This is a genomic window from Microbulbifer sp. TYP-18 (genome assembly GCF_040932045.1).
In the GTDB taxonomy this organism is placed as follows: domain Bacteria; phylum Pseudomonadota; class Gammaproteobacteria; order Pseudomonadales; family Cellvibrionaceae; genus Microbulbifer.
Genome location: NZ_JBFRBC010000015.1, coordinates 56201 through 78363 on the forward strand (window position 1 = coordinate 56201; position 22163 = coordinate 78363).

The 22163-nt window shown below is 55.2% G+C and carries 19 protein-coding genes; 14 read left to right on the plus strand and 5 right to left on the minus strand.

Annotation, left to right across the window (positions count from 1 at the left end; translation table 11 throughout):
- Nucleotides 1-156 precede the first annotated feature (156 nt).
- The 4 genes from trxB to infA all read left to right on the plus strand — a co-directional run bounded on the left by trxB (nucleotide 157) and on the right by infA (nucleotide 2933).
- Entirely contained in the window at nucleotides 157-1104 is a 948-nt protein-coding gene (gene trxB, locus ABVT36_RS12760) for a thioredoxin-disulfide reductase (protein ID WP_368456910.1), read from the plus strand.
- 43 nt (nucleotides 1105-1147) lie between these two features.
- Nucleotides 1148-1867 carry a leucyl/phenylalanyl-tRNA--protein transferase gene (gene aat / locus ABVT36_RS12765; RefSeq protein ID WP_368456911.1) on the plus strand — a complete coding sequence of 240 codons (720 nt, stop codon included), beginning with the start codon at nucleotides 1148-1150 and terminating at the stop codon, nucleotides 1865-1867.
- Nucleotides 1860-2585, plus strand: a complete 726-nt coding sequence (locus ABVT36_RS12770) for an arginyltransferase (protein ID WP_368456912.1) — start codon at nucleotides 1860-1862, stop codon at nucleotides 2583-2585. Before aat ends, ABVT36_RS12770 begins: the two co-directional genes overlap by 8 nt.
- A 129-nt stretch (nucleotides 2586-2714) precedes the next feature.
- Nucleotides 2715-2933 (plus strand): translation initiation factor IF-1, encoded by a 219-nt coding sequence (infA, locus tag ABVT36_RS12775; protein ID WP_010130378.1) that lies wholly within the window; start codon nucleotides 2715-2717, stop codon nucleotides 2931-2933.
- A gap of 68 nt (nucleotides 2934-3001) precedes the next feature.
- On the opposite strand, the gene clpA is transcribed toward infA, so the two are convergent.
- Together clpA and clpS are read right to left on the minus strand one after the other, a co-directional pair.
- Nucleotides 3002-5284 carry an ATP-dependent Clp protease ATP-binding subunit ClpA gene (gene clpA, locus ABVT36_RS12780; protein WP_368456913.1) on the minus strand — a complete coding sequence of 761 codons (2283 nt, stop codon included), beginning with the start codon at nucleotides 5282-5284 and terminating at the stop codon, nucleotides 3002-3004.
- 113 nt (nucleotides 5285-5397) lie between these two features.
- A complete protein-coding gene (clpS, locus tag ABVT36_RS12785; protein ID WP_367150312.1) occupies nucleotides 5398-5778 on the minus strand; it encodes an ATP-dependent Clp protease adapter ClpS in 381 nt (126 codons plus the stop codon).
- Between the two features lie 283 nt (nucleotides 5779-6061).
- On the opposite strand from clpS, the gene cspD reads away from it, so the two are divergent.
- Nucleotides 6062-6340 carry a cold shock domain-containing protein CspD gene (gene cspD / locus ABVT36_RS12790; RefSeq protein ID WP_367150311.1) on the plus strand — a complete coding sequence of 93 codons (279 nt, stop codon included), beginning with the start codon at nucleotides 6062-6064 and terminating at the stop codon, nucleotides 6338-6340.
- Nucleotides 6341-6476: 136 nt separating this feature from the next.
- On the opposite strand, the gene icd is transcribed toward cspD, so the two are convergent.
- The gene (gene icd / locus ABVT36_RS12795; RefSeq protein ID WP_368456914.1) at nucleotides 6477-7727 is read right to left on the minus strand and encodes an NADP-dependent isocitrate dehydrogenase; all 1251 of its coding nucleotides are present in this window, start codon (nucleotides 7725-7727) and stop codon (nucleotides 6477-6479) included.
- Between the two features lie 153 nt (nucleotides 7728-7880).
- Here icd and ABVT36_RS12800 point away from each other — a divergent pair, with 153 nt between their 5' ends.
- The 8 genes from ABVT36_RS12800 (at nucleotide 7881) to ABVT36_RS12835 (ending at nucleotide 16365) form a co-directional block, all read left to right on the plus strand.
- Nucleotides 7881-8468 (plus strand): pseudouridine synthase, encoded by a 588-nt coding sequence (locus tag ABVT36_RS12800; RefSeq protein ID WP_368456915.1) that lies wholly within the window; start codon nucleotides 7881-7883, stop codon nucleotides 8466-8468.
- 38 nt (nucleotides 8469-8506) lie between these two features.
- A complete protein-coding gene (gene mnmA, locus ABVT36_RS12805) occupies nucleotides 8507-9652 on the plus strand; it encodes a tRNA 2-thiouridine(34) synthase MnmA (RefSeq protein WP_368456916.1) in 1146 nt (381 codons plus the stop codon).
- A 221-nt stretch (nucleotides 9653-9873) separates the two neighbouring features.
- Nucleotides 9874-10506, plus strand: a complete 633-nt coding sequence (gene hflD / locus ABVT36_RS12810; RefSeq protein WP_368456917.1) for a high frequency lysogenization protein HflD — start codon at nucleotides 9874-9876, stop codon at nucleotides 10504-10506.
- Between the two features lie 266 nt (nucleotides 10507-10772).
- A complete protein-coding gene (gene purB, locus ABVT36_RS12815; RefSeq protein WP_368456918.1) occupies nucleotides 10773-12146 on the plus strand; it encodes an adenylosuccinate lyase in 1374 nt (457 codons plus the stop codon).
- A 9-nt stretch (nucleotides 12147-12155) separates the two neighbouring features.
- The gene (locus ABVT36_RS12820) at nucleotides 12156-13316 is read left to right on the plus strand and encodes a cupin domain-containing protein (RefSeq protein ID WP_368456919.1); all 1161 of its coding nucleotides are present in this window, start codon (nucleotides 12156-12158) and stop codon (nucleotides 13314-13316) included.
- A gap of 1 nt (nucleotide 13317) precedes the next feature.
- Nucleotides 13318-13740 (plus strand): GNAT family N-acetyltransferase, encoded by a 423-nt coding sequence (locus ABVT36_RS12825; RefSeq protein ID WP_368456920.1) that lies wholly within the window; start codon nucleotides 13318-13320, stop codon nucleotides 13738-13740.
- The gene (locus tag ABVT36_RS12830) at nucleotides 13733-14227 is read left to right on the plus strand and encodes a hypothetical protein (protein WP_368456921.1); all 495 of its coding nucleotides are present in this window, start codon (nucleotides 13733-13735) and stop codon (nucleotides 14225-14227) included. The genes ABVT36_RS12825 and ABVT36_RS12830 overlap by 8 nt, the downstream gene beginning before the upstream one ends.
- 557 nt (nucleotides 14228-14784) lie before the next feature.
- Nucleotides 14785-16365 carry a thioredoxin domain-containing protein gene (locus tag ABVT36_RS12835; protein WP_368456922.1) on the plus strand — a complete coding sequence of 527 codons (1581 nt, stop codon included), beginning with the start codon at nucleotides 14785-14787 and terminating at the stop codon, nucleotides 16363-16365.
- A gap of 111 nt (nucleotides 16366-16476) precedes the next feature.
- Here the strand turns inward: ABVT36_RS12835 and ABVT36_RS12840 are convergent, their stop codons facing one another.
- Nucleotides 16477-17418, minus strand: a complete 942-nt coding sequence (locus ABVT36_RS12840; protein WP_367150301.1) for an SGNH/GDSL hydrolase family protein — start codon at nucleotides 17416-17418, stop codon at nucleotides 16477-16479.
- Nucleotides 17419-18652: 1234 nt separating this feature from the next.
- Here ABVT36_RS12840 and ABVT36_RS12845 point away from each other — a divergent pair.
- Nucleotides 18653-20821: a M3 family metallopeptidase gene (locus ABVT36_RS12845; RefSeq protein ID WP_368456923.1), complete on the plus strand. Its 2169-nt coding sequence runs from the start codon at nucleotides 18653-18655 to the stop codon at nucleotides 20819-20821.
- A 445-nt stretch (nucleotides 20822-21266) separates the two neighbouring features.
- On the opposite strand, the gene cyoE is transcribed toward ABVT36_RS12845, so the two are convergent.
- The gene (cyoE, locus tag ABVT36_RS12850) at nucleotides 21267-22163 is read right to left on the minus strand and encodes a heme o synthase (protein ID WP_368456924.1); all 897 of its coding nucleotides are present in this window, start codon (nucleotides 22161-22163) and stop codon (nucleotides 21267-21269) included.

The following is a 22163-nucleotide window of genomic DNA, read 5'->3' on the forward strand; positions in this document are numbered from 1 at the left end:
AATGGCACAAATAAAGTGAGACTATTTCGCTGGCCCCTGTCCTTCGCCTATTATGTGCGCCATGTTGATAGTCCCCGCTGATCAAATACTGTCCAGGGACAATCGAGCGCACTAAAGCGAATACACTTTTTTAGAGGCTGATTTGAAGAGCAATTCATGAGTAACAACCACCATCGTCTGATCATTCTCGGTTCCGGCCCCGCCGGATATACGGCAGCTATTTATGCCGCTCGCGCTAACTTGAAACCGGTGGTGATCACCGGAATGCAACAGGGTGGACAGCTGACCACCACCACCGAGGTGGAAAACTGGCCCGGCGGTGTGGCCGACCTCCAGGGGCCGGACCTGATGGTCCAGATGCAGCAGCATGCGGAACGTTTCGATACGGAGATTGTTTTTGACCACATCGAATCCGTGGACCTTCAGCAGCGCCCCTTTACCCTGCGGGGCAACGACACCTATACCTGCGACGCGCTGATCATTGCCACCGGCGCCTCCGCACAGTACCTGGGACTGCCTTCCGAACAGGCATTCCAGGGGCGAGGCGTCAGCGCCTGTGCCACCTGCGACGGCTTTTTCTATCGCGAACAAAAAGTCGCCGTAGTGGGTGGGGGCAACACGGCGGTCGAGGAAGCGCTGTATCTCTCCAATATCGCCAGCGAAGTGACACTGGTCCACCGTCGCGACGAATTGCGCGCGGAGAAAATCCTGCAGGACCGCCTGATGGACAAAGTCGAAAACGGCAATATCAATGTCTGCTGGCACCAAACCCTGGACGAGGTGCTGGGCGATGACAATGGCGTGACCGGCATACGGCTGCGCAGCGCGCTGGACGATTCCACCAGGGAACTGGATGTCTCCGGTGTCTTTATCGCCATAGGCCACAAGCCCAACACCGATATCTTTGCCGGCCAGCTGGAAATGAACGGCGGCTACATCCTGGTGCAGAGCGGTCTCGATGGCAACGCGACCCAGACCTCCATCCCCGGGGTCTTCGCCGCCGGCGACGTCTCCGACCATATCTATCGCCAGGCGGTGACCTCGGCTGGCAGCGGCTGTATGGCGGCACTGGATGCCGAGCGCTTCCTGGACGCACAGCCGTAACCTCGGGGAGGTCGGCAGCCTCTAGCCGCTGCCGGCATCGTCTTTGAGCAGGGATAACAACCCCATACCGGCCCTGCTGGACCCAACACAGATTGGGTTTCCGCCTGGCCGGCACGCCCTCAGCGATCCCAATGGCCTGCTGGCCATTGGTGGAAGATTGACTCCCGCCTGGCTGGAAGCGGCATACCGACGAGGAATTTTCCCCTGGTACGAGGAGGGACAACCGATCCTCTGGTGGAGTCCCTCACCCCGCTGCGTGGTCTTTCCCCAGGAATTCCGTATAGGCCGTACCCTGCGCAAGCTACTGCGACAGCAGCGGTTATCGGTGACCTTTGACCGGGCATTCGGACGGGTCATCCGCGCCTGCAGCGCCCCCAGATCCGGCAGTGACGGTACCTGGATTACCGGGGCAATGCTGCTCGCCTACGAGGAGATGCACCGCCTGGGCCACGCGCACTCGCTGGAGGTCTGGCGGGGCGACGAATTGGTGGGCGGACTCTACGGTTTGGCCTTCGGAAGGGTATTTTTCGGCGAATCCATGTTTCACCGGATACCAAATGCGTCCAAAGTCGCTTTTGTCCACCTGGTGCGCGAATTAGAATTGTGGGGCTGCTCGCTCATAGACTGTCAGGTTAGCAATCCGCACCTCCTGAGTCTCGGAGCGAAGGAGATTCCCCGCAAGGAGTTCGAACACCTGCTGCGGGAGGGCCTGTCGATGCCGCCCTTCCAGCAGCCGTGGAGATCCGTGTGGCGCTATGAGTAAGTTATCCCGGCTGGATTCCGTGCGCCTGCTGGCCACCCTGCCCCACCCCTGTGGCTACCTGCCCGACCGGGAGGCCACCACTGTGTTTATCGATCCGCAGACCCCGGTGGACCGCAGGCTCTACAGTCGCCTGTCGGAACTGGGGTTTCGGCGCAGCGGCAGCTATCTGTACCGCCCCCAGTGCGCCGACTGCAGGGCTTGCGTGCCCACCCGTATCCCGGTGAATCTCTTCCGCCCAAACCGCGGGCAGCGGCGCTGCTGGCGCCGTAATTCGGACCTGGAGGCTTTGCAGGTCCAGTCCATCGACACCGACGAACACTACGAACTCTACGCGCGTTATATCGAGAACCGCCACGCGGACGGTGAGATGTATCCACCCAGCCGTCAGCAGTTGCGGGATTTTCTTATCCCGGCCTGGGATTCTACCTGTTACGTCGAATTTCGTGCCCAGGGGCGACTAGTCGCCACAGCGGTTACGGATCTGCTGATCGCCGGAATGTCGGCCATCTATACTTTTTTTGACCCGGAAGAGCGCCAGCGCGGACTGGGCAACTACTGCATCCTCTATCAGATACAGTGGGCGCGCCAACTGGGGCTGGACAGCCTCTACCTCGGCTACTGGATCGAACAGTGCGACAAAATGGCCTACAAGAGGCAGTTCAGGCCGGTGGAAATGTTGCGCGGCAACCACTGGTCCCGGTTGTCTGAGGGGGACTGAATCCGGGGTCTAATCGCGGAAATTTTGCGCTGGCGTGCCTTTTCGTGCAAAATGCACGCCCGTCGCACCGCGGCCCCGGCTGCGGGCACCGGGCTTAAAGTCAGAACACAAGTTAAAGGTTGTTGCCGCATGGCAAAAGACGATTATATCGAAATGGAAGGCGAAGTGATCGACACCCTTCCCAACACCACTTTCCGTGTCAAACTGGAGAACGGTCATGTGGTAATCGCGCATATTTCCGGAAAAATGCGCAAAAACTATATTCGAATCCTCACCGGTGACAAGGTCAAGGTAGAGCTGACCCCCTACGATCTCAGCAAAGGCCGGATCACCTACCGCGCCCGCTGACCCGGGTCTGCACGACGCAGACGAAAAAGGCCACCGCAAGGTGGCCTTTTTTGCTCAGTAGGCCCCGCTCAGGCGGGAACAGCGGTTTTCAATGCCAGTTCATCGTCCTCAATGGCGACCTCGACCCGGCCACCCTCTTCCGCCAGTTCGCCGAACAGTACCGCCTCGGCCAGGGGCTTGCGCAGCTTGTCGCGAATCAGGCGGGCCATGGGCCTGGCGCCCATTTTCTCGTCATAACCATTGACCGCCAACCATTCGCGGGCCTCACTGCTGACTGCCAGCGTCACCTTCGACTCATCCAATTGGGCCTGAAGCTCGACGATAAACTTGTCCACCACTGTCTTGACCACGTCTAAATCCAGCGCGGCGAACTGAATGATATTGTCCAGCCGGTTGCGGAATTCCGGTGTAAACAATTTCTTGATTTCCTCCATGCCATCGCTGGAGTGATCCTGGCGGGTAAAACCGATTGAACGGCGGCTCAACAGCTCGGCGCCGGCATTGGTAGTCATTATCAGAATGACGTTGCGGAAGTCGGCCTTGCGGCCGTTGTTGTCCGTCAGGGTACCGTGGTCCATCACCTGCAGCAGAAGGTTAAACACCTCCGGGTGCGCCTTTTCAATTTCGTCCAGCAATACCACACTGTGGGGGTGCTTGGTGACCGCATCGGTCAGCAGCCCGCCCTGGTCAAAGCCGACATACCCGGGAGGGGCACCGATCAGGCGGGAGACAGTGTGCCGCTCCATATATTCCGACATGTCGAAACGGATCAGCTCGATACCCATCACCCTGGCCAGCTGGCGGCAAAGCTCTGTTTTGCCCACTCCGGTGGGTCCGGCAAACAGGAACGAACCTATGGGCTTCTCCTCGGCCCCCAGACCCGCCCGGTTGAGCTTGATGGCGGTGGACAGTTCGGCGATCGCCCGGTCCTGTCCAAACACCACCATGCGCAGGTTGTCATCCAGTTTGGCCAGGCGTTCCTTGTCCGATGCGGACACCGTCTTGGCGGGAATGCGGGCCATCTTGGCGATGATCTCCTCGATCTCGCCAATACCGATTTCCTCTTTGCGCTCTTCCGGCGGCAACAGCGCCTGGTAGGCGCCCGCCTCGTCGATCACATCGATGGCCTTGTCCGGGAGGAATCTCTCGGTGATATGGCGACTGGAAAGCTTGGCGGCGGCCTCCAGGGCACCGTCGGTGAATTGCACCTTGTGGTGGTCCTCGAAGCAGGTTTTCAGCCCCTGCAGTATCAGTACCGTCTCTTCCACCGAGGGTTCGTTGACGTCGATCTTCTGAAAGCGGCGCGACAGCGCGCGGTCCTTTTCGAAAATGCCCCGATATTCGGCAAAGGTGGTGGAGCCAATACACCTCAGCTGGCCGCTGGACAGGAGCGGCTTGAGCAGGTTGGAAGCATCCATCACACCACCGGATGCGGCGCCGGCGCCGATGATGGTGTGAATCTCATCGATAAACAGCACTGCATGGTCGCGCTTCCTGAGTTCAGCCAGGAGCGCCTTAAAGCGCTTCTCGAAATCCCCGCGGTACTTGGTGCCCGCCAGCAGTGAGCCCAAATCAAGTGAGTAGATGGTTGCATCCAGAAGCGGGCCAGGGACATTTTCGTCTACGATGCGGCGCGCCAGTCCCTCGGCAATCGCTGTCTTGCCGACTCCGGACTCGCCTACCAAAAGTGGATTGTTTTTGCGCCGACGGGCCAATACCTGAGTGACCCGCTCCACTTCCGGGCCGCGCCCGACCAGGGGGTCGATACGTCCCAGGACCGCCTCCTGGTTCAGGTTGGTGGCGTAGCTTTCCAGTGGATCGGAACCGCCCGGCTCCGCCGCTGAGGACAAATCCTCGTCAACCTGTTCCGCCCCGTGATCGGATGTCGGGCTGTTGTTTCCACTGGAGCCGACCCGCGACCTCGAGATACCGTGGGTGATATAGTTCACCACATCAATACGGGCCACACTCTGCTGTTTCAGGTAATAGATCGCCTGGCTTTCCTGCTCGCAAAAGATGGCCACCAGTACATTGGCTCCGGTCACCTCCTTCTTGCCCGACGACTGCACGTGAAACACCGCCCGCTGCAGCACCCGCTGAAACCCCAGGGTGGGTTGGGTTTCCCGGTCCGTATCGGTCTCGGGAATCAAAGGCGTGGTCGAGTCGACAAACTCCAGAAGCTCCCTGCGCAAAGCGCTGAGATCAGCGCCGCATGCATGCAGCACATCGGCGGCTGACTCATTATCCAGTAACGCCAGCAACAGGTGCTCGACGGTCATGAATTCATGACGCTTCGCCCGGGCACCCTTAAAGGCCAGATTGAGCGTTACTTCCAAATCCTTGCTGAGCATTGAAACCTCAACCCCAAACGACAAATTGACCCGCCAAATACACTCCGCGCACCTCTATGTCTGATAGGTTTCTTGAGTGTGCCCGATTCCGTTCGGGCGACGGGGCCCTCGCGTCAATCATCGCCGCTGTCGTCGGCTTCAATCTCGCACAGCAGGGGATGCTGGTGCTCGCGGGCGAATTGATTGACTTGTGCGGCTTTTGTCTCCGCTATATCCCGAGTATAGACACCGCAGACCGCTTTTCCCTGGGTATGGACCTGCAGCATCAGCTGTGTGGCCCTCTCCCGGTCCACCGCAAAAAACCTCTCCAGGGTCTCCACCACAAAGCCCATTGGCGTGTAATCGTCATTGAGCATGACGACCTTGTACATAGGTGGAGGCTTCAGCTGCGGGGCCGCCTCCTCCAGCGCCACATCGCCCACAAAATCGTCCAGATCGGGGCTGTCAGTGTCGGGATCGTGGGAGTTTAGTTCAATGGCCGTCAATATTCCCATAGTGTTCGAGAGGTCAGATCCGGTGGAGAATTGGGCAGTATTAATTGTCTCTGTCAGCCTTCTTAGCGGCGAATCCACATTGTAACCTTAATTTTGCGCCGAAACAGTGCACAGCGACAGTCCTTGACATTCGCAGGGCAGTTGGCTACAAGAGGAGCTGTCCGCGATTTCTCGGATCATATCGCAAGCAGGACTGCGGTATGGGTGCAGAAAGGCACCGATAAAAATAAAAACTTTATTAAGCGGCCAGGGGGTCGCCAAGGCAATTTAGAAGGATTTCGCCATGCCTACCGGTACCGTCAAGTGGTTCAACAACGCCAAGGGATACGGGTTTATTCTTGCGGACGAGGGGGGAGAGGATTTATTCGCGCACTATTCCGCAATTCAAATGGAAGGTTACCGTACGCTGAAGGCGGGACAGCAGGTCACTTTTGACATCATCAAGGGCGATAAAGGCTTACACGCCGCCAACATCAGTGTTAACACACCTGCGGCAGCGACTGCCGAGCCGGCTGAAAGCGAGCCGGTGCAAGAGAAAGAGCCCAGCCCCGAACCCAGCTGAGCCCCTGTGAGCACCAGCTTCGGCTGCGGCAAAATAATTTTCCCTATGCCCGGCTGGTTTATCGCAAAACTTTTGAACTAGCCCCGGCGCCAACAGGCGCGGGGCTAATGCAGTTTTTTGTGACCGGTGGTTTGTCTCAGCCCATGTGCTTAATGACTTCGTCGCCGAATTCCGAGCAGGATTTCAACACGGCACCATCCATCAGGCGTTCAAAATCATAAGTGACCGTCTTGGCCTCAATGGCGCCCTCCATACCCTTGATGACCAGATCAGCTGCCTGGTTCCAACCCAGGTGACGCAGCATCATTTCGGCCGAGAGAATCAGAGAGCCGGGGTTGACCTTGTCCTGACCGGCGTACTTGGGCGCAGTGCCGTGGGTGGCTTCGAACAGGGCGACTTCATCGGAGAGGTTGGCGCCGGGTGCTATGCCGATGCCCCCGACCTGCGCCGCCAGCGCGTCGGACAAATAGTCACCGTTCAGGTTCAGGGTGGCGATCACATCATACTCAGCCGGGCGCAGCAGGATCTGCTGAAGCATGGCATCCGCAATGACGTCCTTGATTACAATTTCCTTACCTGTCTTGGGGTTTTTGAATGTCAGCCAGGGGCCGCCGTCCAGCGGTAGCGCGCCAAATTCATCTCGGGCCAGCTCGTAACCCCAGTCGGCAAAGGCGCCCTCGGTGAACTTCATGATGTTGCCTTTGTGTACCAGGGTCACGGAGTCCCGGTCCTGGTCAACGGCGTACTGGATGGCTTTGCGGACCAGGCGCTTGGTACCCTCTTCCGATACCGGCTTTACGCCGATGCCACAGTGTTCCGGGAAGCGAATCTTCTGTACGCCCATCTCCTCCTGCAGGAACTTGATGACCTTTTTCGCCTCTTCGCTGTCGGCCTTCCACTCGATGCCGGCATAGATATCCTCGGAGTTCTCGCGGAAGATCACCATATCCACCTTGTTCGGCTCCTTGACCGGCGAAGGTACCCCCTGGAACCAGCGGACCGGGCGCTGGCAGACATAGAGATCGAGCTCCTGGCGCAGAGCCACGTTCAGGGACCGAAAGCCTCCACCAACCGGGGTCGTCAATGGACCTTTGATGCTCACCACATAGTCCTTGATGGCCTCCAGTGTCTCCGCTGGAAACCAGTCACCGGCGTAGGTTTCAGCCGCCTTTTCGCCACAAAAGACCTCCATCCAGGCGATGCCCTTGTCGTTTCCGTAGGCCTTCTGGACCGCAGAATCGATGACTTTGCGCATGACTGGGGTAATATCCACACCGATACCGTCGCCCTCAATAAAGGGGATGATGGGGCGATTTGGCACCTGCAGTGAACCGTCGGAATTGACTGTAATTTTGTCGCCGTCTGCCGGCACTTGGATATGACCCATATTGCTTAAACTCCCAAAGGTTCCGTGACTGTTTTAGATCGGGTATCGCTTCCCGTCCGCCCCTCTGCACCGGGCGGATAAAAAATCGGCGGGATTATACCAGCATCGGCCCATTTTTGTAGTTGTATTACAATACCCGATTTGGACCCGGGCATGAGCCAGATCATCCTGCTCAATAAGCCATATGGTGTTTTGAGCCAATTTACCGACGCCGAGGGGCGCCCCACTCTGTCGGACTATATTCAACGCACCGGCGTCTATCCCGCGGGCAGGCTCGACTTTGACTCGGAGGGGTTGCTGCTGTTGACCGACGACGGCCAGCTGCAGCATCAAATCAGTCACCCGGGTAAAAAGCTGCCAAAAACCTACTGGGTGCAGGTGGAGGGGGAAATATCACCCCAGGCCCTCGACATACTGCGCAACGGCGTCCCGTTAAAGAGTGGCTTGACCCGGCCGGCCAGAGCCAAAAGACTCGCCGCCGCCGGCGTATGGCCGCGCCATCCACCGGTGCGCAAGCGCCTGTCGGTGCCCACCTCCTGGCTGGAACTCACCATTCGCGAGGGCCGTAATCGACAGGTACGGCGGATGACAGCGGCGGTCGGCTTCCCCACCCTGAGACTGATCAGGGTCGCGATTGGAAACTGGCGGCTGGGCACACTGCAACCGGGGGATTTCACGATGGTGGAAGTCCACCCTGGCCGCAAGCGGCCGCCCGTGGCCAGAAAGCCCGTTCACAGGTAGAATTGCGCCCTTTTTACAGTCAGGCATCTGTTCAATTTATGTCCAACTCTACAGTGTCTAGCCAGCGCGTCATCGTCGGCATGTCCGGCGGCGTGGACTCTTCCGTCGCCGCTCTGTTGCTTATGCAGCAGGGCTATCGGGTTGAGGGGCTGTTCATGAAGAACTGGGATGAGGATGACGGCAGTGAATACTGTACCGCCAAGGCGGACCTGGCGGATGCGCAGGCTGTCTGCGCCAAACTTGGCATCAAGCTGCACACAGCGAACTTCGCGGCCGAATACTGGGATCATGTATTCGAGTATTTTCTCGCCGAATATCGGGCCGGGCGAACGCCCAACCCGGATATTCTGTGCAATCGCGAAATCAAGTTCAAAGCTTTTCTGGAGTACGCCGAGGTACTGGGTGCCGATGCCATCGCCACCGGTCACTATGCGCGGCGCAGGGATAGCGGCGGCCATACCTATCTGCTCAAGGGGCTGGACAGTAACAAGGACCAGAGCTACTTCCTGCACGCGGTGGGCGAAGCAGAGTTTGCCCGCTCCCTGTTTCCGCTGGGCGAGCTGGAAAAACCCGAGGTGCGCCGGCTTGCGGAAGAGCGGGGTTTCGTTACCCACGACAAGAAGGACAGCACTGGGATCTGCTTTATTGGAGAGCGCCGCTTCAAGGATTTTCTGGAGCGCTACCTGCCCGCTCAACCGGGTGATATGGAAACGCCAGACGGCAAAGTGATGGGACAACACAGCGGCCTTATGTACCACACCATAGGCCAGCGCCAGGGGCTGGGTATTGGCGGCGTCAAAGGCACTGGGGATTCGCCCTGGTATGTGGTGGGCAAAGACCTGCAGCGCAATGTGCTGTTGGTGGCTCAGGGCGCCCATCACCCACTGCTCTATGCCACCGGGCTGGAAACCGCGCCCGCCCATTGGATCAGTGGTCCGGCGCCGGCGGAAGAGTTTCGCGCGCAGGGGAAAACCCGCTATCGACAGCCGGACCAGGACTGCACTGTACGGGTAATGCCGGACAAAAGCCTGTCTGTGACTTTCGACCGGCCACAGCGCGCCGTCACGCCGGGCCAGTCGCTGGTGCTCTACCGGGGCGAAACCTGCCTGGGAGGGGCGGTTATCGAAAGACCCAGGGGCACGGGAAGCGCATTGCCGGACAATTTCGACAGTGATTCCGCGTAAGTGCGCAGGTTTTCAAGGGCGACAATCCAATCGATGAGGGATGATTGATTGGATTACCGGGTCAATGCGGCACATGGAGGTGCCACCGCCGGACGGAGGCCGGGGCAAGCCATTGAAAACAAGCGATTCCGCGTAATTGCGCAGGTTTTCAAGGGCGACAGTCCAATCAATGAGGGACCATTGATTGGACTACCAGGTAAATAGTTGAGTAAGGAGCGACTTTGAGCAATTGGCGGGAACAGGCACTGGCGCTGGCCGGTATTTTCCAGGCAGCGGTGCTGGTGGAACGACTTGCGAAGACCGGCAGCGCTCCCCAGGATGAGCTGGAAACCGGTGTATACAGTCTTTTCCAGCAAAACCCGGATAGAACAGAAGATGTTTTCAACGGGGCCGCGCAACTGCTGCCGGGGCTACGGGTCTCGCGCGAATTGCTGCAATCCCGGCGACACCCGGAGTACACCGACTCGCTGCGTTATGCGCTGTCGATCCTGTACTTGCAGCGTCAATTGCAAAAGAAGCCGGATCTCCTGTCTATTATCGGCAGCCGACTCGAAAAGGCCAGGGAGCAGGCAGAGCACTTCAGTCCCACGCACGAAAACGTAATCTCTAACCTGGCCGGTATTTACAGCGATACCCTGAGTACTTTCCGTTTCCGCATCCAGGTTCTCGGAGACTTTAATTTTTTGCAGCAACAGCGTATCGCCAATCAGATTCGCACCATGCTGTTTGCGGGTGTGCGAGCCGCCACCCTGTGGCGGCAGCTCGGTGGTCGTCGGCTGCACCTGTTGTTTCAGCGCAAGAAGCTGCTCGCGGCAACAGAGCAATTGATCGGCCAACTGGATGCTGCCACCTGAAAACTAGCAGGCTGTTGAAATTCGCAGAATTTCGACGCCTGGTACCGGAATATGGATGTTCCGGCAAAATCAACGACGCCTAAGTCGTTGATTTTGGGAGAAAAGTGAAAATCACATTTTTCGCTTTTCGTGTTTTGAAACAGGCAGGATGCCTTTTTCAACAACCTGCTAGTAATTTCGCTTAATGGCGCCGGAATTCAAAAACGCCAATCCGGATGTCAGGGATAAACGGCTGGGTTGTCCAGTGACTAAATTGGAGCAAAAACATGACAGTTGACTTGTCCGCACTCACCGCTGTATCCCCTATTGACGGGCGTTACGCGAGTAAAACAGCCCCGCTGCGTGATATTTTCAGCGAGTATGGGCTGATCCGCGCGCGGGTGGAAGTCGAGGTGCGCTGGCTGCAGCAGCTCTCGCGGCACCCGGACATCGCCGAGGTGCCGGCATTCGACCAGGCTTCTGAGCGCCTGCTGAACGATCTCGTCGTCAATTTCGGCCCACAGGATGCCGAGCGCATCAAGGAAATCGAAGGCACCACCAATCACGATGTCAAAGCGGTGGAATACTTCATCAAGGAAAAAATAGCTGCGCTGCCACAGCTGGCGGAGGTCAGTGAGTTTGTGCACTTTGCCTGCACTTCCGAAGACATCAACAACCTTTCCCACGCACTGATGCTGCGAGCCGGTCGCGATCAGGTGCTGCTGCCGGCAATGCAGAAAATCGAGACGGAAATTGCCGCGCTGGCGAAAAAATTCGCCGATGTACCCATGCTTTCGCGCACCCACGGCCAGACAGCGAGCCCCACCACTGTCGGGAAAGAATTTGCCAATGTGGTAGCGCGGCTGCGCCGCCAGATCCGGCAGGTACAGCGTGTCGAGTTACTGGGCAAGATCAACGGCGCGGTAGGCAACTACAACGCACACCTGAGCGCTTACCCAAATATTGACTGGGAAAGAAACGCGGAAGAGTTTGTCACCTCTCTGGGATTGACCTGGAACCCCTACACTACGCAGATAGAACCGCACGACTATATAGCGGAACTGTTTGATGCCATAGCGCGCTTCAATACCATTCTGATCGACTTTGACCGCGATATCTGGGGTTATATTTCCCTCGGTTACTTCAAGCAGAAAATTGTTGCCGGCGAGGTGGGCTCCTCCACTATGCCACACAAGGTCAACCCCATCGACTTCGAAAACTCAGAGGGCAACCTCGGGCTTGCCAATGCCGTGTTGCAGCATCTCGCCACCAAGCTGCCGGTCTCCCGCTGGCAGAGAGATCTCACCGATTCCACCGCGCTGCGCAATATGGGTGTCGGTGCCGGCTATGCCGTCATTGCCTATGGGGCAACGCTGAAGGGAATCGGCAAACTGGAGATCAATCGAGAGCGGCTGGCGGAAGACCTGGACGCTGCATGGGAAGTATTGGCCGAGCCGGTTCAAACCGTCATGCGCCGCTACGGAATCGAGGAACCCTACGAAAAACTCAAGGCGCTGACACGGGGCCAGGGCATCAACCGCGAGACCCTGAAGACTTTTATCGACGGGCTGGATATACCCGCCGAAGCGAAGCGGTCGCTGCAGGCGTTGACTCCTTCAGGTTATGTTGGAAATGCTGTGGAGCAAACCCGCAAAATTTAGGCCCTGACCGTGACTATTTCACCCCCCCTCACCCACCTGGGCACAATGCCAGTAGCGGAATTCCTGCGGGATTACTGGCAGCAAAAGCCACTACTGGTACGCAACGCCTTCCCCGGGTTCGAATCCCCCATCTCCGGGGAGGAACTGGCCGGCATGGCGCTGGAGGACACAGTTGAATCCCGCCTGGTGCTGGAACAGGGCGGCGATGGCCCCTGGCAGCTGCGCAACGGGCCCTTTCGGGAGGAGGATTTCCTCACACTGCCCAAGAGCCACTGGACGCTGCTGGTACAGGCCGCAGATCAGTGGCTGTCGGAAATAGCGCGGCTCAAGGGGTATTTCCGCTTCCTCCCGGACTGGCGTCTGGACGATGTGATGGTCAGCTACGCCGCGGACCAGGGCAGTGTCGGCCCGCATTTTGACTATTACGACGTCTTTCTCCTGCAGGCCGAAGGCAGACGCCTGTGGCACCAGGGGCCCAAAGTGGACCCCCAGAGTCCGCGCCTGGAAGGTACGCCGCTGCATGTACTGCGGGACTTCGAGGCACAAAACAGCTGGCTGCTGGAACCCGGTGACATGCTCTATCTGCCGCCGCAATTCAGCCACTGGGGTATTGCCGACGGTGCCTGTACCACCATTTCGATCGGATTCAGAGCACCCTCCGCAGCTACCATTCTTGAGGATCTGGCCGCAGAAGTGGCCCGCTCCCTGCCCGACCAGTTGCGCTACGCCGACCCCGGCCTGCAAGTGGCTGCCAGCCCGGCTGAAATCGATCCGGCCGCGGTGGCGCGTCTGCGCAACCAACTGGGCCAGTGGCTGCAACAGGAAGATCCCATCGCCCAGTGGCTGGGAGCCGTCATGACCGAACCCAAGTATCCGGATGTCGTGGCGCTGGATGCCGGCGAAGCAGAGGACTGGCGCCAACAACTGCCGTCAGGTACTGAGCTGGTTCTAAATCCCGCCTCGCGCTGTGCCTTTTGTCGCCAGCCGGAAACACTGTTTATCGACGGAGAGGCGCTGCCCGCACCCATCGCTTTTGCCGAGCGCCTGTGCGAGTCCCGAAGCCTGACCCGAAAAGATATTGAAGCCTGGCCCCAGCTCGCCGATACTGACGGCCTCATCGACCAACTGGTGTCCCAGGGGACCCTCATCTATCCACCAGAGGATTTCTGAAGTGTCAGCCAAGGTTAGTCCGGCAGACTGGCATAAGGACCAGAGTAAAATTCGCGCCCTGCGCGATCAGGTGTTTGTCCGCGAACAAAAGGTTCCGGCACATATTGAATGGGATGACCAGGAGGCCACCGCGCAGCACTTTCTGCTTAACTGTGATGGTTCAGTAGTGGGCACCGGGCGTATTACAACCACTGGCAAGATTGGACGCATGGCTATTCTGCGAGAAAAACGCGGGCTGGGCCTGGGGCGCCAACTGCTGGAGAGCATCTGCCATCATGCGCAGACGCGGGGACTTGACCAGGTCTACCTGCACGCCCAATGCCACGCCGAAGCTTTCTATCGTAAATGTGGTTTTGAACCAGTGGGAGAGCAGTTTTTCGAGGCGGGCATAGCCCACATCAAAATGGTGCGTAGATTTGTCTGACAGCGGACGGATCACCGCACAAAAACTGCAGGACCTGCAAGGTTTCCGACTAGCCGTGGGCACACTCCTGCAACGTGCCAGGCGACATCTCAGCATATTTTCCCACGAACTGACGCGGCCGCTGTACCACGATCCCCGAATTGAGCAACTGCTATCGGGCTTTGCCCGCAGAAGCCGCGACAGCCGGGTGAGAATCCTGGTATGTGACAGCCAAGCTGTGGCACAGCGGTTTCACCGGGTCCTCGCCCTTACACATAAACTCGGCACCCATATTAAAATCCGCAGGATTCAGGCCGCTGTGGAAGTACCCGAATGGGAATTCGCCATCGCCGATGACCGGCACGCGTTGGTGAGAGAGGATTTAGACCAGTGGCTGGGATTTCTCTCGCTGGATGAACCACTCCGGGTGCGCAAGCTCAGCGAGAGGTTTGAGCAGGCCTGGTGCCGCGCTGCAGAGGACCCTGCCCTACGCCGCCTGTCGCTTTAGCTGCTTGTCGCACAAACCTTTCCTGGTCACTCTCAATCCGGAATTGCGGCACATGCCCGCAAAATCGTCACCACAAATCAAGCAGTTGCACGCTTGATTTGCAACCCGAACACCTCTGCTTGGAACAAGAAGTGTTGCAAGCTATTTCTTCAACAGCCGGTTGATTCACTTGCACTTCTGAGCAACCAATAAGTTTCAGGCGAAAAAACTGTCAGCGTAAAAATTTGCTGAGGGAATGCCCAGAAACTTACCATTCCCCCGCGTAGATCTGTCTCAAATCGTAAATCGCGTATCCTATGGGAGTAACTCCGATTTCTCTATCCAATTTGTAGACTGGCCTAGTAATTAATAGTTTGAAAAGTCACATAAATTATATTTCGCTTTCGTATATAAGACACAAATTTTTACAGACCTATTTGCTTTTATTGTTTGCAAAATCTCTAAAATCCATATAGTACATTAAAAAATTTAATAAAATTTTACAAAAACATTTAATCCTATCTAAACCCTTTATATGATAGCGTTATAAAAACGCTATAAGGATAGGAGCACTATCCATGAGAAGTTTGTTATCCTCGTTAAAAGCCTATTTCATAAGTCTTGTATTGATCTTATTTTTATTTATTTGTATTGCATGTGAAAGAGAAGACAGTAAGTTCAGTGATTCAGAGCCCAATGAAGTTGAAGTGGTCGCCAAGATCGATAATGTCAATATCACATTGTCTGAAGTTGACAAAAAAATTATCCTTAAACGCCACGATCTCTATTTGGCAGAATATCAATTGCGCTTCAATACCTTAACAGCGATTGTTGAAGATCATATTCAGGCCAGACCTCCTGGAACTGATAAGGCAGTTGTAGAGTGGCTGCTACCCTACCCTGAACCACCTCGGTTGAAGCTCGATTTGAGTGGGAGGAGCCTACGGGGAAACCCCAATGCACCCATCAAAATGGCAGTATTCTGTTCTTATCAGTCTGTTCACTGTGCGCGCTTGAATCTTGTACTACGCAAACTGCTCAATGACTATGCAGGCTGGATTGCCGTAGTACCCTTCGATTTCCCGATGGACTATCACCGCCAGGCCAAAGCTGCCGCGCTGGCGGTCCGTTGCGCAGATACAAGGGACTTGGCATGGCTATACACTGATGGAATTTACGCTCGTGCTAAAGAAATGGCGGATAAACCAATTGAACAATTGGCTTCCCAGATCGGAATTTCCCCGGAATCATTCAAGGGATGTTTAGAGCGCAAAGATCTGCAGACGGCTATAGCCAAAGATATTGCTTTAGCACAGGAAATGGGTTTGCGCAGTGTTCCCGTAGTATTTGTAAACGGCCTCTATGTAAAGGGGCCAATGCCTTACGAGCACTATGCCATGTGGATCGAGCGGGAGTCAGAACGGCTGGGATTTTCCGCAGCAGACCCACACCCTGAGGCAGCGTCTTTTCGAACTGCTTCGGCCGGACTCAGCGAGACGCTACTGCCTCTCATTCTCACAGGTACCAGTATTTCATCAGATCAGGATAATTCGACGGCCTTGATTGCTGTTCGCACTAACCCCCCACAAGCCTTTTCAATTGGTGACATGCTCCTGGCAGGTGTGGAGTTGTTATCTATTGAACGCCAATATGTCATTTTAGGTACCCCAAGTGGTCGTGAGAGATTAAGTCTAAAGGGCGAAGATGGAACCTATATGCAGGTTCTGCTAACCGGTGATATAGAGCGGGATGATGCGACAATGCGCAGTATCGAACAATTGGAGGGTTCCACCAGCAAGCTGATCGAACCTTCGGCAGTAGTTCCCTTGGGGCGCGAATGGCTCCAGCAGCAGTTGCAGTCTCGCGCTGAACTGGAAGAGAAGTTTGTTTCCGCCGAGCATGTTGTGGATGGACAAAACCTGTTAAAGCTGGAAGATATCGGTGGTAATGAGTTTTTTACCGCTCTTGGCTTTGAAGAAGGTGATGTAGTCCTGCGCGTCAATGACACCTGGGTCCATAGTGGACAAAATCAATTATGGGAAGCTCTGAGCAGCGGTCAGGTGATCGATGTAACTTTTATGCGCAAGGGTTTACCCCAGCGTTACCAATACATAGTCCAGGAAAAAGGGTATTTTGAACAATCTGAGGGGGATCAGTAGAATAGGTAAAAACAATCTGTATCGAGCTAAAATTACTCGGGACCAGCTTGCCTCCGAGGTTTTGAAAACGGAAGGACTCCAGTAGTGGAGTCCCTGTTCACCGCACAGAAGTTATTTATCCGGATTGCCGGCCCACATCAGGTTGGCAACGGTATTTTGTCCCTGAATGCTTGGATGAAAGCAATCTCCGCCATTCATATCGTCGGCTGTAAACTGGAAGGTTCCCACGTTCTGTTGGGCCTCTCCGGTGTATTCCGCCACCACTTCGATACCGTTGATACCGTTGTAGGCAGCGGCTTCCTGTTGCAGCACCTGGTTGTATAGCTGCTGAGCTGCCGCAATACCCGCTTCACGGGTCGCAAAGGATTCGCCATTTAAGGTGCCACCATTTGTAGCGATTCGACAGATGTCGAAGCTCGACCAGACACTTTCACAATCCACCGCCGGATTTCCAGTCTGCTTACTGATACCCGCAGCACGCAAGTCCTGCACCCGTGGCACCGAGCCTAATACGATAGTGGACCCCACAGGCAAGCCATTGATCAGCTTATCCAGGCCCGCGGTGACGGCACCACGCCACTCAGCCTCTGTATAGAGTGGATCGGTGCAGTTGGCCGGATTAACACAATCGCGATTACAGATGTCGTTGCCACCCAGCAGAACTTCTACATGGTCTGCAATCGGAGTCTCTGCCAATACGCGATCTGCCTGAATACTGAAGCTATCCCCACCGGAACGCATTTCAGCACCGGAGCGGGCGGGATTTTTATTGGCCACGATGTTTGGATCCAAGGCCTTATACTTGTCGTGTACGCTATTGACACTGGCGTTGGAGCCATCAAACCAGCTGCGCTCCGGTTGGTCTCCTCCCAGCAAGCAGAAAAGGCCGATAAAATCATTGCTGGTGCAATTGGCGGCGAATGCCATAGTAATACTGTCGCCTGCGGCTGTGGTTTTGGCAGGTAATGCCCAAGTGTGGAAGGAGGTTAAACTCGATACGACTAGGAGGGACAACAACAGATTTAATTTTCGCATAGTATATTCTCCGATCATCTATTTAGATCTTTATTGTTTGTTATGACGCGGTGAACGGAACTATTTTAAATACTCTATAAAGGGTTTTTTGCTTTTTTCTCATGACCAAATAGTCCGCCCCTCTATTTGAGAGGTAAGTCGCTAATCTGTCGCCACAAGCTTTTCAGTTTGTTACATAAGGGATGTTTCTTACGCTGGCACGCATAGGGCTTTATGACCATCTGACGCCCGATTTTTCAACCTGATATAGAATTTCTTATAGAAAGTATCTCTGCATATAGTATACAAAGGTAAAAATTGAATTTTTTTGTATTTTGAAATAACAGGATTCTGCACAAAAAAACTATGATCTATTTTCTGTCTTGCTATCCCGATCCAAAATAAATCGAAGAAGCTATGCCGGCATCGTAAGGTCACCAGGATCATTTGCAGAGCCCCCTATACCCTTTAGATGGTGATCCCCTTCATTGAGCTTATAGTAATTTCGACGGTGGCCGAATATACGACACCCTGGTTGCAAACTAGCGGTTTCAATTCGTGGCCCATTGCAGAAGTGCTCAATCGGGGAGAGACCTCCCTCTTCACGCTGGTGAAAATAAGCTACAGATGGGAATTTATTGTCCTTAGAGGAGATAGACTCCAATCACGTGCCCGGATATATCCACAGCCTTCTGGCGGTCTAGTCGAAACTATCTACCAGGGAAAAATCGGATTCCGGAGCGTTAGCTGCAGCAAACTTTGATTTCAAGTAATAAGTAGTTAGTGTCTGACCAATGAACTATCCCTGTTTCGCCTTCGCAGTATCCGCCAGTTTTCGAGGTATGCCATCCACTGTCTTGGCAAACCCAAGAGAGTTCCAGATGGGCATAGAGGACATCTCCTTTCGACATAGACTGGCGACGCCACCACCTCCGCTCAGTGTCTCAGTCAGTGTGCACAGGCCCTAGCATTTCACTCTAAAACCTGGCCAAAAGTTAGACGATTATTCGAGAGAAATGCCAGGCCTCCGCCCCCTGACAAAAATCGATGATTCGTTTATTTATCGGGACCGATGGCGCTTGAATCAACTTGACGATGCGATACTATGGGGAACGGACTTTGGCCTCCGTCTATCCAGACGGGTCAAAAGCCAGACTAAACCCTGCCATTGGCAGTGGCGCCCCGCTCCGGGCGTTATTTGTACTGCACAATCCGGCCGGGTCCCGTATCTATCCATACAATGAAGATCAAGTGCGAACCACTCGGAGAAATTATGCGTAATTCCCTGATCGCCACCGCTATTGGCGCCAGTCTGGTACTGGCAGCCTGTTCGAACAGCAGTCAATCAACCGATCCGCAGGCCTTGGCCACGACGCCCGATACCACCGGTTCTCAGAGCATGGAAATGAAAAATAACTCTGCCACCAATCCGCTGATGAAGCCCAGCCCACTGCAGGATCAGGCACCCCAGTTTGACCGAATCAAAACCGGGGATTTCCGCCCGGCCTTCAATGCCGGCTTCAAAGAGCATCTCCGTGAGATCAACAATATCGCCTATAACCCCCAGGCGCCCTCTTTCGACAATACCATTGTTGCGATGGAGAGAAGTGGCGAGCTGCTGTCACGGGTCTCGACAGTCTTCTTTAACCTTGCGGGCCTGATCTCGGATCAGAAGTTTCAGGACATCCAGTCAGAAATGGCCCCAAAGCTGTCGGAGCACAGTGACAAAATCTACCTAAATCCGGCACTGTTTGACCGTGTCAATAAAATCCACCAGCAAAAGGCCAAACTGAATGCGGAAGACCAGCGGCTGGTCGATTACTACTATGACCAATTTGTTCGAGCCGGTGCGAAATTGTCGGATCATGACAAGTCTAAAGTCCGGGAGATCAATACCGAGTTGGCCAGGCTCTCTACGGAGTTCAACAACAACATCCTCGCATCCTTCAAGAACGATACTATCCTGGTGAAGGACAGAAAAGCGCTCAGGGGATTGTCCGAAGACCAGATTGACTCTCTGGCGGCGGCCGCCAAAGCTGATGGCAAAGAGGGGTATATGATCACCCTGGTCAACACCACACGCCAGCCGATCCTGGCCAGCCTGGACAATCGCGCACTGCGCAAGAAAATCTGGGAAACATCGGCCAACCGCGCCGCCGACACCAATGGCCCACTAACTATCCGCATGGCGACACTGCGTGCAGACAAAGCCAAGCTACTGGGTTACCCCAACTGGGCATCTTATGTTACTGCGGACCAAATGGCCAAGACACCGCAGGCCGTTTTCAAGATCCTCGACGACCTGGCCCCCAAGGCGGTATCCAAAGCCAAGTCAGAGGCAGCCGACATCCAGTCTATGATCAAGGCGCAAGGGGCCAATTTCACCGTGCAGCCCTGGGATTGGGCTTACTATGCGGAAAAAGTTCGCGCTGCCAAATATGACCTGGACGCAAATGAGGTCAAGCCTTATTTCGAATTCAACCGGGTGCTGAATGACGGGCTGTTCTTCGCCATGCACCGCCTGTATGGCATCACTGTGAAACCACGCAATGATCTGCCGGTATGGCATCCCGACGTCAGAGCATTCGAAATCTTCAATGAAGACGGCAGCTCCATCGGCCTGTTCTATCTCGACCCCTATGCCCGCGAAGGTAAGAATGGCGGTGCCTGGATGAGTGAATATGTCACCCAGAGCGGCCTGCTGGGTAACAAGCCCGTGGTCTACAATGCGCTGAACATTCCCAAGCCGGCAGAGGGACAACCGACACTAATGACCTTCGACGAGGTCAATACCATGTTCCACGAGTTCGGCCACGCCTTGCACGGCCTCTTCTCACAGGTCAAATATCCGAGCTTGGCAGGCACCGCCACTGCACGCGATTTCGTGGAATTTCCATCACAGTTCAACGAGGACTGGAGTATCGATCCGCTGGTGTTGGCCAACTACGCCAAGCACTACAAAACCGGAGAGACTATTCCACGGGCGCTTCTGGACAAGATTCTCAAGGCGCACAAGTTCAATCAGGGCTTTGACACCACGGAATACCTGGCAGCAGCGCTGTTGGATATGGAGTGGCACAGCATCCCGGCCGGGACCCAAATCAAGGATTTCAACGCCTTCGAGAAGAAAGCGCTGGCCGAGCACGGCATCGACTTTGCCCCAGTTCCGCCCCGCTATAAGTCCGCATATTTTAGCCACATTTTCGCTGGCGGTTACTCCTCCGGCTACTACGCCTACCTGTGGACCGAAGTCTTTGCGGCCGATGCTTTTGCCTACCTGAAAGAACACGGTGGACTGAACCGTAAAAACGGTGACAACTACCGCGATCACATCCTGTCCATGGGCAACAGTCGGGACCTGATGCAGGACTACATCGACTTCCGAGGCCAGGAGCCATCCACCCGAGCGCTGTTGGTTCGCCGCGGTCTGGTGAGCAAATAAATCGCAACCGCTATTTAGGAAAACAACCGGTCAGCTTTCGCTGGCCGGTTTTTTTGAGTAAACTGTTTCTCAAGCCAAATCTTGTGTTTAGTGCACCATTCACGTGCGACAGCACCTACCCGATAAAACAACCTTAAAGACCCTTTTGCGGTACCGAGCTATAACGGCTGGCCAGTTGGAATTGTTGAAAGTGTTAGCGGTCATCGCCACGAAACAATCTCTATTTGGAGAGTCTGGCCTCAAACCTCTACTTGCTGTGATTCCTGAATTGGCGATGGTGAAACTTGCAGTGCCTATTACCAACTGTTACCTATCGTACTAAAGATAGCGTCAGATATTCCAGAAGATGCAAGTCGATTGTGGAGGGGAGAGACAATCAGGCAGAATTTCTGCTGCACTCAATATAATGCCACGCTTGGTGGAACTACGAGTAGTCAAACTAGCTTCACGGTCCCACCACTAACAAATGTGGGGCAACCGCGTTAAAATCCACTGCCATAGTAATACTCAGCGCGGTGACTGTAATGATGGAAATGGCAAATACCTGGCGCGCCCAGCGGGTAATATCAATACCCTGCCGAAAGCCGCGCATCGCCATGGCCAACCACCACAGGCTGGTTGCACAGGCAACTACCATAAAAGTACTACCGGTATAACCCGCCAACGGCAATAGTGCCGTAACCAGACCGAATACAACAATATACAGAATAATATGCCACTTGGCCCTGGCGATTCCCTGCGCTACCGGTAACACCGGAATACTGGCCGCTTCGTAGTCCTTATAGCGAAAAATTGCGATAGCATAGGCGTGCGGCATCTGCCATAAACAGAACATCAGCAACAGGATCAGCGCGGCAGCGTCGCACTGCCTGGTTACCGCACAGTAGCCAACCACCGGAGGAACCGCACCGGACAGGGCGCCGACATGGGTGCCGTAGACAGAGTGCCGCTTCATATACAGACTGTAAATACCCACATAAACCACATAGCCGAGTGCCGCAAAGGCGACACTGACCGTATTCGTATAAGCCATCAGCACGCCGAAACCAACTACGCCCAACAATACACCATGCCACAAGGCCGCGCGAACAGATATCTCACCGGTCACTGTCACCCGATTCCGGGTGCGTTGCATCCGGGCATCAATATCACGGTCAATACAATTATTCAGTGCGCAACCGGAAGCCACCACCAGAGACAAACCAATCACTGTGGCAGAAAATAACAACCAATCGATCTCACCGCGGGCGGCGAGAAAAAAACCTCCCGCTACCGAAATCAGGTTTCCGGCAATGATCCCAGGCTTGGTCACCTTTAAGTAACGGCCAAAGTTAGTCTTCAT